We start from the raw sequence: 15524 nt of genomic DNA on the forward strand, positions 1-15524 counted from the left end.
TCCTTAGCCAACAGCCAGGTCTGCCGTATCATCAAAACGGATGACATGCTCTGGCGGCAGAGTGAAGGCAATTTTTTGATCCGGCCAAACATGATGAGACACCATAGCATGTGCCGGGACATCAATCGTGACAAACTGTTGCAACAAAGTACCTTGTGGACCGATTAACTCTGCGACAATCCGATAATGCGTACCGCGATATTCCAGCTCGCGCACGATTCCTTGTCTGCCTTTTTCATGCCCGTCACGCAGCAACTGAACATGCTCCGGACGGATGGCGAGCATAGCCTGTTCCGAGTGCTTATCCGACTGGATAAAGCTGATGGCTCCGATAAAATCAGCGACAAATGGCGTTTTGGGACGCTCGTACACTTCTTTTGGCGTACCGACCTGAATGATGCGCGACTGGTTCATAACCACGATGCGGTCCGCCATCGTCAACGCTTCCTCCTGATCGTGCGTTACCATAATCGTCGTCATCCCGAATTGATGATGGAGCCGACGAATTTCGTTTCGGAGTTTGGCGCGAACCTTGGCGTCCAGCGCAGATAATGGCTCGTCCAAGAGCAAGCAGTCCGGCGAAAACGCCAAGGCCCTCGCCAGTGCTACCCGCTGCTGCTGCCCTCCTGATAATTGGGCCGGGACTTTGTTGCGGTGTTCTCCCAGCTCAACCAGATGAAGCATTTCCTCTACCCGATCAGCAATTTGTGCCTTGGAGAAGCGATTACGCAATCCGTAAGCAATGTTTTCACTGACCGTCAAATTCGGAAACAAAGCGTACGATTGAAACATCATGCCAAAATTCCGTTTCCCTGCTGGCAGCGAGGTAATGTCTTTCCCGGCAATGACGACGCTCCCTTGATCCGCTTTTTCCAGTCCTGCGAGGATGCGCAACAACGTTGTTTTACCGCAGCCGCTCGGTCCGAGCAGACAGATGAATTCATTCTTGGCAATGTCCAGTTGAATGTCCTGAAGCGCTGTGTGCTTCCCAAATCGCTTGGCGAGATTGCGTAATGACAAATAGCCTTGCCCCATCACAAATGCTCCTTTATTCTTTACTTTTTCGGTTCAGCCTTGGAGCCGTACTTCTGCTCCCACTCTTTCAGAATGCCTTCGCGGTCTCTTGCTGCTTGATACAAGTCCAGCTTGGTCAGCTGCGATACCGGATCTTGTTTGTAGCCTTCCGGAATTTGACTTCCTTCTTGCTTGATGCTCAAAATCGCGTAGTTTTTGTTGTATTCCTTCATCGGCTCATCACTGATCGCCCAGTCGAGGAACAATTTTGCTTCTGGCTTGATGTCTTTTTTCTTTACGAGCGCGCTCGCTTCCATATCCCAACCCGAGCCTTCTTTCGGGAACACGACTTCGACTGGAGCTCCTTTTTTCTGTTCCTGGATGCCGCTGTATCCATAAGAGATACCGATTGGCGCTTCACCAGCGGACGCCATCTTCGCCGGCTTGGAGCCAGAGTGCGTGTAGACCATCATGTTTTCATGCAGCTTGTCCATATATGCCCAAGCCTTGTCTTTGCCGTACAACTGATGCAGGGCGTTGACGGTCAAGTAGCCTGTTCCAGAAGAAGCAGGGTGAGGCATCGCGATTAAGCCCTTGTATTCTGGTTTGACCAAATCTTCGTACGACTGTGGGATGGGTAGATTGCGCTTTTCCATCTCTGCTTTGTTAACAATAATGGCTGTCTCCCAAATATCCATGCCTACCCATTTCGGCGGGTTGGCCTTGTCCTTGAATTCAGCCAGTACACGATCTACGCCCTTGGGAGCATATGACTCCAACATTTCCATATCGTCCATCACCAAAAGACTGGTGGCAGCCAGACCCCAGATTACGTCGGCTTGCGGATTGTCCTTCTCGGCAATCAGCTTGGCTGTCATGATACCAGTGGAGTCACGAACGATGTTTACTTTGATATCCGGATACTGCTCTTTGAAAGAAGTCAGATACGTCTTGATCTGTTCATCTTCAATTGCCGTGTACACATTGATCTCTCCAGATGCGTTAGACACAGCAGTCTCTGAACCGGTTTGCCCACTGCTTGATGCTGTTCCCTCTGTCTTCGGTGCTCCGCAGCCTGCCAACAAACTCGTAACGACCAACGTTGCTGCCATCACATTCCACTTGATTTTCACTGTGATTCTCCTTTTCTGAAAGAAAGTATCGGATAAAAACCATATGTGTTCAAAAATTATTGTACATTCGCATTGTGTTTCGCCCATGAAACCACTGTTAATTGAGCATTAAGATTACGTAAATGCTCATAACAATAGCTTTATCACCGTGTTGAAAGAATTTTTGCTATAATGGAAGTATCATACAAAAAGAATTGAACGAAATAATGATGACGGTGGCACGAGAGGGAAGTGAATATTCGCATGTCTTTGAACGAGGAAAATGTACGAGAAGAAAAACGCCTCCATATTCGTAAACAAATGATTGAAGCCATAGCGGAAACAATGGACTTGTATGGCGCTACTCATTCCTCGGGTCAGCTTTACGGTGTTATGTTCTTCGAGAATCGCCCAATGACGCTCGACGAGATGAAAACACAGATGAACATGAGCAAAAGCAACATGAGCTATGCAGTGAGATCCTTAATGGAATCCCGCATGGTCAAAAAACTCGAGGAAAAGCAGGAACGAAAAGAGCTGTATGCGGCGGAGACCAACTTCTTCACAGCGTTTCAAAACTTCTTCACATACAAGCTGCAGCGTGAAGTCGATGTGATGACCGGTGCCATCGACCAGGCAATGCCTGAATTAACCGAGCTGATCCTTCAGGAAAGTACCTCTGATGAGGAACGAAAGCTCGCCCTCCAAGATTTGCACAAGCTCCGACATGCAAAAAAGTATTACGAATGGTTACAAAATTTTGTGTATACCTTGGAACAAGGTGATTTTTTCGAAGAAGAGCCCGAATAGAAAAAAGCCATCTTTCTCTCCAAAGCTAGAGGAAAAGATGGCTTTACTTTTTACTTTTTCTTCTCTTGACGCACCAAATACAAGAAGTACGGAACACCGATGACCGCCGTCACAATACCCGCGGGAATCTCGATCGGAGGATTCAGCCCTCTCCCCAATGCATCTGCAATCACGAGAATCAACGCTCCCAAAACCGCCGCACCTGGCAACAGATAACGATGCTGATGACCAAATAGCTTTCTCGCCATATGTGGCGCAATCAATCCCACAAAGCCGATCGAGCCAATCGCCGCTACACATGCGCCTGCCAATGCAACCGCGAGCAGCAAAAGCATATAGCGTGTTCGCACGACATTCAGTCCCAGCCCGGTAGAGCTACCTTCATCTAGACTGATAATGTCCAGCTTTCGGTGCAGGGCAAGGCTAATGGGAATGAATACGAGCAGCCACGGCAGCAAAGCGTAAATTTCATCCCAGCCTTTCCCCCACAAGCTCCCTGCCAGCCAGACAAGTGAATCATTGGCTTGCATCGGATACTTCACCATGATGAATTCCGTCAACGCTTGGCAGATCGCCCCTACTCCCATGCCGACCAAGGCAAATGTAGTTGGCTGTGCACCGCTTTTCCGAGTGAAATAAATGAGGGCAATCGCTACCGCCAGTGCTCCCAAAAACGCGACAATCGGGAGAAGAAGTGGTGAAGCGGTCGGAAACAGAATGATGACAACTACCGCGAACAAGCCCGCGCCTTTGGTTACACCTATGACATCCGGTGATGCCAGAGGGTTACGGATCATTCCTTGCAAAATCACACCAGCGATCGCGAAGCCCGCTCCAGCAAGAATCGCGAGCAACGCCCGCGGCAATCGATAGTTTTCAATCATAAACGTAAGCGACGAAGATTCGCCCATGATCACCCGAATGATTTGATCAGGGCCGATAAAGATAGGGCCGATCCCCATGCTAAGCAATGCTGCCACTAAGACTAAAGCAACGAGGCCAATCAGGAGTAGGGTGTTTTTTCGCGACGTCATACCATTTCCCTCCCCTTTTTTCTCGCCAAGTAAAGAAAGAACGGGGTTCCCAGGAGAGCCGTTACAATTCCTACAGGAGACTCAAACGGATAGGAAATCAAGCGAGCCAGTACATCGGAGATTGTCACCAGGACAGCACCACCAAGCGCAGACACAGGGATAACGACCCGATAGTCCGTACCCACGAGCCTCCTTGCGATATGTGGAACCATCAGTCCGACGAATCCGACAGCTCCGGCGACAGCAACAGAGGCGCCTGCCAAAATAACGACCACAACATAAGATAGCAGTCGGACGCGGGCGATTTTTTGTCCCAACCCCATCGCGACTTCCTCCCCCAGTCGAAACACAGACAAAGAGCCGGACAGCCAGATCGCCAGCAGGAGTCCCGCCATCGACCACGGCAAAATCAATTGCACATCCGTCCAAGCCGCTCCGCTAATGGAGCCAGACAACCAGTACAATACATTCGATATGTGTTCGTTAAAGATGATAATTCCCTTCGTAATGGAGGTGAGCAGCAGGTGGATGGCCATTCCTACCAAAGCGATCTTGAGATTGGTCATCCCACGGGAAGCTGCGAATCCAAAGACAACAAGTCCCCCGACAATCGCTCCAGCAAATGCAAAATAGATGAGATTGGCTTTCCCGATATCCGGTAAAAACACAATCGCGAGTACGACCACCAAACAAGCCCCCGCATTCACGCCAAATACTTGCGGAGATGCGAGCGGATTGCGGGTAACGGCCTGCATCACCGCTCCTGCCACAGCCAAATTCGCCCCGATGATGGCTCCCAGTATGGCTCTCGGAACCCGGATGGTTTGGAATATCAAGAGCTCCTTGGAGTATTCACCCGATAGCCAATGCGTCACTAACGATCGAATTTGCAGCGAAGCTACTCCGGTAAACAAGCTCAGCAAAAAACCAATGAGCAAGAGGATTGCCAAGCCGATCGCAATGAGGACAAAGGTACCTTTTCGTTGTCGTGTCGTTGTTTTCTGCAATACAAGCCACCTCGATCAATTACCACGTGCAAGAACACCGAAAAGACCAGATCAGCGATCGGTCTTTCCAGATTTTGCATCGTATGTGTTCTTATTTATCCTTACTGTACAAAAGGTTCACTGCCTCTTCGACAATGCGTTCCGCAGATTTCAGTCCGCGATAGCGCGTCCAGAGGTCACGATTTACTTTGTGTACTTCCTGATTTTTGACTGCGGTGATATTGTTCCAGAGCGGATTTTGCTTCCACTCGTTCAACAACGCGTCGTCTGCTTCCGCCAGGAAAATCACATCTGGGTCCCACTGTACCATTTGCTCCAGACTGATTTTTACCGTTGGTTCTGGCGCATCCTGAATCGCATTTTTGATTCCAATCATTTCGAGCAATTCACCATCAAACGATTTCGAACCATGTGCAGACAGCGAATCCGCGCGGAATACACCCAGCATGACATTGCGGGAATCCCCAGCAGGTATCTTCTTCTTAAACTCTGCGATGATCTCCTTGTGCTTGATCAGGCGTTGTTCTGCTTCTTTTTGCTTGTTCAGCGCTTCCCCAATCGTGGCAAACGAGCTCAAGTTTTCCTGATACGTCGAGTTGCGGCTTTTCAAAATGATCGTCGGTGCGATTTTTTGCAAATCCTTGTAAATGTCCTTGTGGCGATTCAAATCACCGATAATCAGATCTGGCTGCAACGAGCTAATGACTTCCAGACTCGGCTGCTGGCGAGTCCCCACAGGAGTATACTCGATTTTTTTGCCGATCAGTCCTTCTACGTCCTTATCCTTCTCTTGCGCGATTCCTACAGGCGTCACTCCCAGCTCCCATAGTCCGTCTACAAAGGAGTACTCCAACGCGACGACTCTTTTCGGGTCCCCGGTAATTTCTGTTTCGCCCAACTCATGTTTCACGATGCGCTTTTGTGCGGTTTGCGCACTATCTGTACCTGCTGCTGGCTGTTTTTGCTCTGCGCTGCCGCACCCGGTCAGTAATACCGTACCTGCCAGTGCAAGCGTCCAAAGCATATGACCGAGACGTTTCATTCCGTTTGTTCGCTTCATCTTTTGTCCCTCACTTGATGTGATTGATAATGATTATTATTACCGTTGAAATGCGTTTTTTATTGTAACAATCTGCTGTCGCAAATGAAACATTGTGCTTATTAAACCTTTTACCGTAATAAAGATGATTAACGTCATTTTATTCATGCTCTGCCATTACGAAAAAAGCCGTTACGTCTCAACCATCGACGTAAACGGCTTTTCGCTACGATGCTATTTGTTGTATGGCGAATGACTTACTTCAGACGTCAGGCTCAGCTTCTCTAATGCTTCCTTGGCAGGCGCATAATTCCCCGCCATCGCCAACGACGTCTGATAAGCTGCCACAGCCTCCTCCACTTGACCCAATCCTTCGTAGCATAACCCTTTGTAATACCAGGCGTGAAAACTTCCCGATCCCTTCAAGGTCAGATGACGAATGTTGCTCTCACCTAGCTCCAAGCAGTGATCGAACGTCATCAAGGCTCGTTTATAGTCCTTTTTCAAATACTGAATGATCCCTTTGTACAAATGCAAATCAACGTAGTCAGGATAAATCTCGATTGCCTTTTCAATTCCTGGCCACGCTCCCTCAGCACTGCCGATTGAGATCAACGTAGAGTATTTGAGCTTATAAAGAAGCGAAGGAGGCATCATATGGTTTTCGAGAAACCCGATAATAGACAGATTCACGAACTTGAACGTTTTCTCATGCTCCTGGATACGTGAGAATTCACTGGCAAGATGATACTCAATCCACGGAGAGTGGCCCTCTTTTTCCAATTCCTTCATGAGTAGCCCAATATTACGCTCGAATTTGTTCTTTCTGCCAGTAAATTCATTCATGTAGCCGTAATGGTATATCCGTACAGGCAAGATTTGAATATGGAGATCTTCGGTCAGATTGGGAAGAACCTCTTCTACGTTGAGCGTTTCATGAATGGGAAAATGGAAGCGAAAACCGATGCCATTGCGAAACAAACGTGAGTGAGCGATATGAAAAGCATCGTCTTCATTTATTTCATCTCCAATGTAATTTATTAGATGGATATAAAAAAGAGAATCCTCTTGACCGCGAAGCAGCTCTTTCAATTTCTTGCTGTCTTCCTGATTCATTTCCTCATCGGCATCCATCCACAAAATCCAGTCGCCCGTTGCTTTTTCCAGTCCAAAGTTTCGCGCTTCTGCGAAGTTATCCTGCCACTCATAAGAGTGTACGACCGCTCCGAATGACTTGCCTATCTCTACCGTTTTGTCGGTACTTCCCGTGTCTATGATAATCATTTCATCCACAAGGTCTTTCACGCTTTCCAAGCACTTGTGAAGGCACTCTTCTTCGTTTTTTACAATCATACATAAGGAAATTTTGGGCGCCTCCGACATGCTGCTCATCTCCTTTTACACACATCACTGAGATCGTAGTCTATCCCCCCTTTACTCTATGAACGGACTGCTCCTTTCAGAACGGCGCCATTTCCTTGGTTTTCGAACCTTTTGCTAAAGCAGCGCATAGGTAGTGGTAGGCAGATATCACAAAGAAAGCAGGGATCGTATCCATGCATGACTCATGTCCCTTGTGCAACAGCGCTCAGGTTGCGCTTTTCTACCAGTACGCTACCTTTTCGCTCCTAACGTGCACAGATTGTGATCTCGTTTTTCAACCTCACCTCGATCAAGTCAACGTGCCACAGCTGGTTGCAGACATTTATGATGCAAGTTGGGTTTCCATGCGGGATCAATATGCCAAAAATACATTTACGGAACATGCGATCTTCCATACATTGCTGCTCGATATGTGGTTTTCGGAAAAAGGAAAGCTGCTCGAAATTGGTCCAGGAACAGGAGAGTTGTTATTCCTTGCTCGTGAGGCTGGGTGGGAGGTTGTTGGGGTAGAGCCGTCGCACCAATCATGCGCATACGCCCAAGACCGGTATGGGCTACAACTGGTTCATTCGTTATGGAACTCCTCCGTTCTCGCCCCCGAACACATTGGTACTTTTGATGCCATCGTTTTTTGTCACGTCTTTGAGCATATTTCGCATCCGAAGCAATACCTTGAAGAATTGAAGGGGTTTCTTAAACCAGGAGGAAAAATCATTTTTAGCGTGCCGAACAAAAACTCGTTCACCAATAAACTGTTTGGGGTGTATTCCCCGTTGTATACCGAGAATGACCACCTCTTTCATTACTCCCGTGACAATCTGATCTCACTGCTCCATCAAGGTGGCTGGGAGGTCCTCTCTATCTTTTCTCGAGAAGAAACAAACCGCTTGGAAAACCATCTGCGCAAGACCACGCAAACACCTTTACCGATCCATGACATCATGAAGCTAGCTGTGAACCTCCAGTCGACCTTCCAAGGCCATGAAATCTTCTGCATTGCAACACGACAAGCGCAGGAGGTGCAGCACATAGATGACCAGAGCCAAGCTGACTCTTTCCATGATTGTGAAAAATGAAGGCAATCGGTATTTGAGACAAGCGTTGGAAGCACATAAAGACTTTATTGACGCAGCCGTCATCGTCGACGATGGCAGTACCGATCATACCGTGGATCTCTGTAGAGAGGTTCTCAAGGGCATTCCTCTTCATCTGGTTCAAAACGCTACCTCTCAGTTTTCCAACGAGGTCGCCTTGCGCAAACAACAATGGCAAGAAACAATCCAGACTGAGCCGGAATGGATTTTGAATCTGGACGCCGATGAAATCATGGATAGCGCCTTCCCCTCAAACGTTTCCGATATTTTGGAACAGCAGACATACGAGGCGATCTACTTTCGTTTGTACGATATGTGGAGCGAGACGCATTATCGCGAAGATGTGTATTGGAAAGCCCATCATTACTACCGTCCTTTTATGATCAAATATCGCCCTGACTTCCCATATATATGGAGAGAAACCCCTCAGCATTGCGGCAGATTCCCTCTCTCGATCAACCAATTCCCTTACCTGTGCCATCCATCACGCGTGAAACATTTTGGCTGGGCACGACTCGAAGATAGACAAAGCAAATACAACCGCTATCAGCTCCTCGACCCCGACGCCAGATATGGCTGGAAGGAACAGTATGAATCCATCTTGGATCAACATCCCAATCTGTTGGAATGGGTGGAATGAAGATGATCATTCGCGATATCGAAAAGGCTTTGCAGCAGTCCAATTGTAATCACTGGCGATACAACTCACTCACGCTGAGCAAACAGGCACTCGTACATGCATGCCGTCATATCAACAAAGAAAAGGAGGAGTGCCAGGTGCTTCAGTTGGGTGGAGGTGACTCCGCTCTGTTTTGGAAATCACTTGGCGATCTTGAGCTGCTCCCGGTCCAAGCAACCATCGTGGAGCATCATCCGGTTCGTGCAAAGGAAATTAAGGAAAGCTTAGGGGATGTACCGCATGTCGCTTTGGTGACCAGCTCTTTGAAGCAACTATCCGAAGAGGAATGGAACAAGGTCTTCGACAATCCAGCAGAGAGCAGGAGCTTGTGGCCTGCCATCGGACAGCATGTTCCCGAGAATCAATTTGATCATTTTTCTATTCAAAAAGCATTTTACGCCGATTTGGACCAACTATCGCTTTCCAGTCATTCAGTAGATGTCATGGTTGTGGACGGTCCGCATGGCAACGGCCGCTCTCTTGCCTATCCACTATTTATTGACACACTCAAACCAGATGCACTTATTCTCGTAGATGATTTTGATCACTATCCCTTTCTGGCTCACCTCGGAAAAATCTATCACTACGAAGAACTTTTTCGAGAGATAGCCGGAAATCGTCGCTGGGTATTGGTAAGGCTCCGGGGCTTACATACGCATAAATCTATGAGGTGATGATCATGTCCCAAGCATCGATCCCTAATATTACGCCTGTTATCTCGATTACTCTTGGCCAAACCACTTCGCTCTTGCTTGCATCCATCGCGTTAGAAGAACTGGCTTTGGCTCACATTCTGAACGCAGAGGCTGAAAAGCTCCAATTTGTTTTAGGCACCCTTGTTCCAGGGCTTGAACCACCCGCTACACTCTCCGACATCCTGCTCGTCCATTCAAGCGTTCGTCAAACGATACAAGATGTCATCAAAAAAGAAATACTTCTCCAATTCAAATTGGAAAATATCGTGGATAATCTTCTTCCCCAGATTCCTTCGAGTTAATAGGCCTCATTCGTATGGAAACTACCACAATACCACTGGTCCGGGTCAATCGATCCGGGCTTTTCCTTTTCCTTGTTTCTTTGCGCATGGTGTACAAATTAACAGTTCAGTGGGACACACACCTATGCATACACTTACCGTAGTGAAAACGAAGGGGGAATTTGCTATCGATCACGCGTTTAGAAGTAAGCGATAGGCTTAAATGAGTAAAATAGTTACCCATTACTTCAAAGAGGTGATCTCATGTCTCAATCTACCATCCCTAACATTACCCCAACGATTTCCGTTACGATTGAGCAATCCGTATCTTTACTGCTGGCATCCATTGCTCTGGAAGAATTGTCTTTGGTGCATATTATGAATGCAGAGGCAGAAAAACTCCAGTTTGTGGTAGGTACATTGGGGGTTACGCCTGAGGTCGTCCCCACCATCTCTGACATTCTCGCCGTTAACAACAGTGTTCGCAAAACGCTACAAGATGTCATCAAAAAAGAAATGCTCTTGCAATTCAAGCTGGAAAATGTGGTTAGCATTATCCCGGGCGCCTCTACTTCCTTATCGAATGAATACGATTAAGTTGTCATATTAAGATCGCGGTTACATAACATGTACTGCGAGGAAGTTTCCATTTATTCACTATCAATTACGCGATCCTATGACGATCCTATCGTTTTTAAGTACGTTGTAAGAAACTTGCCCGAAGGAGTTCTGTGCAAATAAAGGGAAGCAGATCTCCTTCTATTTCGGGCAAGTCTTATTTTGTATACAAAATCATACAAACAAAGGATGTAGATAACGATGTCAATGCCCACGGTCCCCAATATAACACCGGAAATCATATTGAAACGCAACGAAGTATTAAATCTGCTTCTCACCTCCATTGCGCTGGAGGAAATCGGACTTTCTCACATTATTAATGCAGAGGGGCAAAAGATCCAAAAAATCGTGAAGGAGCAATCCCTCTCGCTCAATGATGCACTTGCCCTAAACAATAGCGTGGAACGAATGCTGCGCAATGTCATCAAGACAGAGATGCTCTTGCAATTCAAGCTGGAGGACATTATTAAGCTGGAGCAGATGCATGATCATCATAACCACGATGACTTACCTGACTTGCCCGACCTGACTTGCTTCAAAGAATAACCCTCACTACTCACACTGCTTCTCATGGGATCATAATTTTATTGAAGAGGGATGATGATGACCTTACAAGATAAAGTTCAATCAAATGATTTGCCGACGCGCGAAGAAGCTTTGAGTCATTTGCTGCAATCGATTGCTCTAGAGGAAGAAGCCTTGTCCAGATTGCTAAATGCTGAAGCTGACAAAGCCCTTGCTTTCGTTGGCAAAAATCTGGACTTCCCCAACAACCCGTCCAATGATGAGATCATCACCTTTAATCGTACAGTCATTTCGATTCTGGATTCGGTGCTGATGGCTGAGTGGCTTTTGTTAAAAAAACTGGATGCAGCCATTCACATGTACCCTGTGGCGCTTAAATCAAATTTTGAGATGGAAGAATCCGATTTCGGGGATGAATTGGATGACATCACCATCGACTATTAAGGATTGTTCATTTCAGGAATTCGAGGTCAATTGCCATGAAGAACAGAGGTATCGATGACACCGTTCTAAAACTGACCTATTCCATCGTCCAGTTGGTCAAAGGATTGGAATCCCGCTTTCATCATGCCAAAGATTACGAGCTTATGCTGTTTGGCTACCAACTATCAAAGATGATCAATCTGCTCGTCAGACTGCATACCCACACACATAATAAGCAGATTACTCACAGCTTCCTTTTTGAATCGCGTAACCCTCTCCATCCCACAAGCGAAACATACACACATGTCCTTGCTGCGATTGCCCAGTTATCGGAGTTGGTAAAGTCGTGGAGCTTTCCACATAAACAAATCGCGACATTCATTGAAGATCATTTGCGGCAATTACAAGCTTTTTACTTGATAGAAGACCATCCCCATCATCAAGCAAAGTCTATGGAGCCGGAAGAGGATTCCCCCTACGAAGAACCGATGCAATTAGAGCTGGAAGGAGTTTTTCCAGATGACGAACCGATACAGTTGGATCTGGGTGAGCAAACGAAAGCCACTGACGTTCCACCTATGCCTCCCCCAACCCCTCCATTGCTCGCAAATGACGCACGCATCGATACAGCCAACAACCGGAAATCACTACGTCCAAAACCCCCATTATTAGCACAAACTGCGTCTATCCCTACTCCCAATAAAAACAGAAACAAATCCGTGCGTTCCAAGCCTGTAGCGAACGTGGAAAAAGTGCGTGGCAAGAAAAAAATGCAAGCGAAGCGAGTGTCTGCACCTGCACGGCCTCCCTATGTACCGAACTCCGTAAAGGTACGTATCGGCAATGTCACCAAGATCATCCACATATGAACCTGAATCTAATGAAGGAGTAAGGTATATGGATCGTTTGGAATTGATCGAAGTGGCCGGCAACAGTTATGTGGTCTCCGGTAAATACGGGATCGGGGTCTATTTGGATAGGTCCAGCAAAACCGCTGTTTGCATTGATAGCGGCCCAAATGCCGCTGTCATCGAGAAAGTATGCAGTAGAATCAGCGATCGAGGGTATCAAATCCTTGCCGTTGTTCATACACATGGTCACGCTGTTAACCACGGTGGCAATCTCTATTTGAAAAAAAGGTTCCCCAACCTTCGCATCTATGCGACACATTTAGCATCCTATATCATCGAAAATCCACATCTCGAGCCTTTGGTTTTCGACGCAGGTGGAGGGTCTGATGCGAAGCCTGATCAAAACAAAAGGAATGAACGTGCGCTCGTAACGGATTACCTGCCATCCACCGATGGTATCTTTCACGTCGATACCATTCCATTCAAAATCGTCTCCTTACCTGGACATTCGCCGGGAATGGTCGGCATTATTACCCCTGATCATGTTCTTTACTGCGGCGATGCCTTGTTTGGCCCCAAAACGTTGAACAAGCAGGATCTCCTTTTTTTTAACGATCTGAAGGCTGCCAAAAGAAGCTTCAAGAAGCTCTCGATGATGAAATTGAACGCTTATGTGCTGTACCATGGTGGACCCTTTAATACAGTAACGGGTTTAATTAACAAGCATCTCAGCCTTATGAAAGACACCTCTGCTTTTCTTGAAGCATGGATTCATGAGCAGCCAAGCACTCTCGAACAAGTAGTTCAAAAAGTCATGAAAAAATATGAGTTTGAAGATGACTTGCACCGCTACGGTTTGACTACTTCAATTATCCGCTCTTATGTAAAAGAGCTACAGCAAGAGAACCGAATTGTCGCAAAAGTGGACAATGGCTTACTGCTATTCAGTAAATCTGCGGAAACCGTTTGAACAAAGGCTACATATGGGGGTGTACCATGGGTAAAAAACGTATTTTAATCGGTAGTCCCGTTCAACAATTCCCGATCATTTTGGAGGAATTCCTTCAATCCCTCACGGAGCTGACTACCAAAAACGAACTGATTCATTACATGTTCATTGACGATAACAAAGACCCACTATCCAGTACACTCTTGGCTGATTTCGAGCAGGAGAACAAACGAACCGTCATCCTCAAAAACACAGACGATGACACGTATGTCCGAAATGAAATGACTCATTATTGGACGGAACGAAATATTTGGAAAGTAGCGCAAATGAAAGATACGATTATCTCCTATGCGCTCAAAGAGGGTTTCGATTACTTGTTTTTGATCGATTCCGATCTCGTTTTACACCCTCACACCCTGCAACAATTGCTTCGAGCCAATAAAGATATTATTTCCAACATTTACTGGACACGTTGGCAGCCTGATTCGATTGAGCTTCCTCAAGTTTGGCTGATGGATCAATACACATTGACTCGCGAAGGGGCGTCCGAATCAGCGGAGAACCAAAACTTTTTAGAGATGCTGCGTAAACCGGGTGTGTATGAGGTAGGAGGTCTCGGTGCATGCACGTTCATCCATCGAAAGGTCTTGGAGGCAGGCGTCAGCTTTAAACGAATAGCTAACTTGTCGTTCTGGGGAGAAGATCGGCATTTTTGCATTCGGGCTGTAGCTATGGGCTTTTCTTTGCATGTGGATACGCATCTTCCTGGGTACCACATCTACCGTCAGTCGGATCTGGCAGGAGTGAGCGAGTATCGTAAAAAAAATGGCATGACAGCGGGAAAAGCGAATCAGATTTCAATTAGTTTATGCATGATCGTCAAAAATGAAGAAGACGCTCTGGAGTGTTGCCTCTCCACCGTTGCGGATCTCGTAGATGAAATCATTATCGTCGACACGGGATCAACAGACCGCACGAAAGAAATTGCGTCCAACTATGGCTGCGCCATTTATGATTTCGAGTGGGTTGATGATTTTTCCGCTGCCCGCAACTATGCATTCAGTAAGGCAACATGCCCCTATATTTTGTGGCTGGATGCAGACGATACCCTTCTGGAGAAAGACCGTCAGCTCTTCCGCGAGTTGAAGCTTACGTTGAATTACAGCATCGACAGTGTCACGATGAACTACAACCTCTCTGTGGACAGCAATGGGAATGTGGCGTACAGCATTCGCCGCAATCGCCTCGTAAAACGCGACCGTGGTTTTCGCTGGATCGGACCCGTCCATGAATATTTGGAAGTCAGCGGAAACGTCATCAACAGTGACATATCCATCACGCATAACAAGCAGAAGGAATACACGGACCGCAATCTGCAAATCTACCGACGCAGGGATGCTAAAGGGGAAGAATTCTCTCCACGGGACTTGTACTATTATGCGAATGAATTGCGTGACAATCAGTATCATGAAGAGGCCATTATTTTTTACACGAAGTTCCTGAACACCCAGCAAGGCTGGGTAGAAGACAACATTAACGCTTGCTTGAAGCTGGCGAATTGCTATTCCCATCTATACGAGAGACAAAATGTTCTATCGTCGCTATATCGTACGTTCAACTACGATCGCCCACGGGCGGAAGCGTGCTGCCAGATTGGAGCCTTTCATGTCGAAGATAAAAATTGGCTGCTCGCCATTTTTTGGTATGATCTCGCAACACAAGTGGAGCGACCTGCTGAAAAGCTCGCACACATCGACCACGTATCCTGGACGTGGCTACCTCATCTTCAACTCTGCTTATGCTATTCTCAAATGGGGGATAACGAGAAATCACGCCACCACAATGATATTGCCTACTTATACAACCCAACCCACCCTAGCATTCTCTACAACAAAAGGTATTTTGAGTCTCTGACCTGACTCCCCTCGTGATCATGAAAAAGTTACCCACCCTGTGGGTGAATGTATAAATGCCATAAGCAATGGTGGTCTATTTTTTGATGAGCACGGC

17 protein-coding genes are annotated in these 15524 nt (G+C 46.9%); 11 read left to right on the plus strand and 6 right to left on the minus strand.

Annotated elements, in window-relative coordinates; genetic code table 11:
* Nucleotides 1-3: 3 nt before the first annotated feature.
* Together HPY28_RS26715 and HPY28_RS26720 are read right to left on the minus strand one after the other, a co-directional pair.
* A complete protein-coding gene (locus HPY28_RS26715; protein ID WP_017246703.1) occupies nucleotides 4-1035 on the minus strand; it encodes an ABC transporter ATP-binding protein in 1032 nt (343 codons plus the stop codon).
* A 20-nt stretch (nucleotides 1036-1055) separates the two neighbouring features.
* Nucleotides 1056-2147 (minus strand): putative 2-aminoethylphosphonate ABC transporter substrate-binding protein, encoded by a 1092-nt coding sequence (locus HPY28_RS26720; RefSeq protein WP_017246704.1) that lies wholly within the window; start codon nucleotides 2145-2147, stop codon nucleotides 1056-1058.
* 243 nt (nucleotides 2148-2390) lie between these two features.
* Between HPY28_RS26720 and HPY28_RS26725 the strand changes: the two genes are divergently transcribed.
* Nucleotides 2391-2936, plus strand: a complete 546-nt coding sequence (locus tag HPY28_RS26725) for a GbsR/MarR family transcriptional regulator (protein WP_017246705.1) — start codon at nucleotides 2391-2393, stop codon at nucleotides 2934-2936.
* A gap of 50 nt (nucleotides 2937-2986) precedes the next feature.
* Here the strand turns inward: HPY28_RS26725 and HPY28_RS26730 are convergent, their stop codons facing one another.
* The 4 genes from HPY28_RS26730 to HPY28_RS26745 form a co-directional block, all read right to left on the minus strand.
* Nucleotides 2987-3970: a FecCD family ABC transporter permease gene (locus HPY28_RS26730; RefSeq protein ID WP_017246706.1), complete on the minus strand. Its 984-nt coding sequence runs from the start codon at nucleotides 3968-3970 to the stop codon at nucleotides 2987-2989.
* On the minus strand, nucleotides 3967-4977 hold the full coding sequence (locus HPY28_RS26735) for a FecCD family ABC transporter permease (protein WP_174231751.1): 1011 nt from the start codon (nucleotides 4975-4977) through the stop codon (nucleotides 3967-3969). Before HPY28_RS26735 ends, HPY28_RS26730 begins: the two co-directional genes overlap by 4 nt.
* Nucleotides 4978-5068: 91 nt before the next feature.
* Nucleotides 5069-6037: an ABC transporter substrate-binding protein gene (locus HPY28_RS26740; RefSeq protein ID WP_017246708.1), complete on the minus strand. Its 969-nt coding sequence runs from the start codon at nucleotides 6035-6037 to the stop codon at nucleotides 5069-5071.
* 213 nt (nucleotides 6038-6250) lie between these two features.
* Nucleotides 6251-7399: a glycosyltransferase gene (locus tag HPY28_RS26745; protein ID WP_017246709.1), complete on the minus strand. Its 1149-nt coding sequence runs from the start codon at nucleotides 7397-7399 to the stop codon at nucleotides 6251-6253.
* A gap of 173 nt (nucleotides 7400-7572) precedes the next feature.
* Between HPY28_RS26745 and HPY28_RS26750 the strand changes: the two genes are divergently transcribed.
* The 10 genes from HPY28_RS26750 to HPY28_RS26795 all read left to right on the plus strand — a co-directional run bounded on the left by HPY28_RS26750 (nucleotide 7573) and on the right by HPY28_RS26795 (nucleotide 15433).
* A complete protein-coding gene (locus HPY28_RS26750; RefSeq protein WP_017246710.1) occupies nucleotides 7573-8475 on the plus strand; it encodes a class I SAM-dependent methyltransferase in 903 nt (300 codons plus the stop codon).
* Entirely contained in the window at nucleotides 8432-9133 is a 702-nt protein-coding gene (locus tag HPY28_RS26755; protein ID WP_174231752.1) for a glycosyltransferase family 2 protein, read from the plus strand. Before HPY28_RS26750 ends, HPY28_RS26755 begins: the two co-directional genes overlap by 44 nt.
* Nucleotides 9134-9135: 2 nt before the next feature.
* Nucleotides 9136-9846, plus strand: coding sequence for a hypothetical protein (locus HPY28_RS26760; protein ID WP_174231753.1), 711 nt, complete (start codon nucleotides 9136-9138; stop codon nucleotides 9844-9846).
* Nucleotides 9847-9851: 5 nt separating this feature from the next.
* Entirely contained in the window at nucleotides 9852-10169 is a 318-nt protein-coding gene (locus tag HPY28_RS26765; RefSeq protein ID WP_017246713.1) for an alpha-helical endospore appendage domain-containing protein, read from the plus strand.
* Between the two features lie 243 nt (nucleotides 10170-10412).
* Complete coding sequence (locus tag HPY28_RS26770) at nucleotides 10413-10745, plus strand: alpha-helical endospore appendage domain-containing protein (RefSeq protein ID WP_017246714.1); 333 nt, start codon at nucleotides 10413-10415, stop codon at nucleotides 10743-10745.
* A gap of 222 nt (nucleotides 10746-10967) precedes the next feature.
* The gene (locus HPY28_RS26775) at nucleotides 10968-11312 is read left to right on the plus strand and encodes an alpha-helical endospore appendage domain-containing protein (RefSeq protein ID WP_017246715.1); all 345 of its coding nucleotides are present in this window, start codon (nucleotides 10968-10970) and stop codon (nucleotides 11310-11312) included.
* A gap of 51 nt (nucleotides 11313-11363) precedes the next feature.
* Entirely contained in the window at nucleotides 11364-11735 is a 372-nt protein-coding gene (locus HPY28_RS26780; RefSeq protein ID WP_238144574.1) for an alpha-helical endospore appendage domain-containing protein, read from the plus strand.
* Nucleotides 11736-11770: 35 nt separating this feature from the next.
* Nucleotides 11771-12583: a hypothetical protein gene (locus HPY28_RS26785; RefSeq protein ID WP_174231754.1), complete on the plus strand. Its 813-nt coding sequence runs from the start codon at nucleotides 11771-11773 to the stop codon at nucleotides 12581-12583.
* A 28-nt stretch (nucleotides 12584-12611) separates the two neighbouring features.
* Nucleotides 12612-13535, plus strand: a complete 924-nt coding sequence (locus HPY28_RS26790) for an MBL fold metallo-hydrolase (protein ID WP_174231755.1) — start codon at nucleotides 12612-12614, stop codon at nucleotides 13533-13535.
* Nucleotides 13536-13561: 26 nt separating this feature from the next.
* On the plus strand, nucleotides 13562-15433 hold the full coding sequence (locus HPY28_RS26795; RefSeq protein WP_017246719.1) for a glycosyltransferase: 1872 nt from the start codon (nucleotides 13562-13564) through the stop codon (nucleotides 15431-15433).
* Nucleotides 15434-15524 lie beyond the last annotated feature (91 nt).

Source organism: Brevibacillus sp. HB1.2 (genome assembly GCF_013332495.1).
GTDB lineage: Bacteria > Bacillota > Bacilli > Brevibacillales > Brevibacillaceae > Brevibacillus > Brevibacillus porteri.

What these genes read in the sequence shown, in the direction of transcription:
- HPY28_RS26715 (WP_017246703.1), bottom strand. Translation starts at nt 1,035, where the DNA reads ATGGGGCAAGGCTATTTGTCATTACGCAATCTCGCCAAGCGATTTGGG.
- HPY28_RS26725 (WP_017246705.1), top strand. Translation starts at nt 2,391, where the DNA reads ATGTCTTTGAACGAGGAAAATGTACGAGAAGAAAAACGCCTCCATATT.
- HPY28_RS26730 (WP_017246706.1), bottom strand. Translation starts at nt 3,970, where the DNA reads ATGACGTCGCGAAAAAACACCCTACTCCTGATTGGCCTCGTTGCTTTA.
- HPY28_RS26740 (WP_017246708.1), bottom strand. Translation starts at nt 6,037, where the DNA reads ATGAAGCGAACAAACGGAATGAAACGTCTCGGTCATATGCTTTGGACG.
- HPY28_RS26745 (WP_017246709.1), bottom strand. Translation starts at nt 7,399, where the DNA reads ATGTCGGAGGCGCCCAAAATTTCCTTATGTATGATTGTAAAAAACGAA.
- HPY28_RS26750 (WP_017246710.1), top strand. Translation starts at nt 7,573, where the DNA reads ATGCATGACTCATGTCCCTTGTGCAACAGCGCTCAGGTTGCGCTTTTC.
- HPY28_RS26755 (WP_174231752.1), top strand. Translation starts at nt 8,432, where the DNA reads ATGACCAGAGCCAAGCTGACTCTTTCCATGATTGTGAAAAATGAAGGC.
- HPY28_RS26760 (WP_174231753.1), top strand. Translation starts at nt 9,136, where the DNA reads ATGATCATTCGCGATATCGAAAAGGCTTTGCAGCAGTCCAATTGTAAT.
- HPY28_RS26765 (WP_017246713.1), top strand. Translation starts at nt 9,852, where the DNA reads ATGTCCCAAGCATCGATCCCTAATATTACGCCTGTTATCTCGATTACT.
- HPY28_RS26770 (WP_017246714.1), top strand. Translation starts at nt 10,413, where the DNA reads ATGTCTCAATCTACCATCCCTAACATTACCCCAACGATTTCCGTTACG.
- HPY28_RS26775 (WP_017246715.1), top strand. Translation starts at nt 10,968, where the DNA reads ATGTCAATGCCCACGGTCCCCAATATAACACCGGAAATCATATTGAAA.
- HPY28_RS26780 (WP_238144574.1), top strand. Translation starts at nt 11,364, where the DNA reads ATGATGATGACCTTACAAGATAAAGTTCAATCAAATGATTTGCCGACG.
- HPY28_RS26785 (WP_174231754.1), top strand. Translation starts at nt 11,771, where the DNA reads ATGAAGAACAGAGGTATCGATGACACCGTTCTAAAACTGACCTATTCC.
- HPY28_RS26790 (WP_174231755.1), top strand. Translation starts at nt 12,612, where the DNA reads ATGGATCGTTTGGAATTGATCGAAGTGGCCGGCAACAGTTATGTGGTC.
- HPY28_RS26795 (WP_017246719.1), top strand. Translation starts at nt 13,562, where the DNA reads ATGGGTAAAAAACGTATTTTAATCGGTAGTCCCGTTCAACAATTCCCG.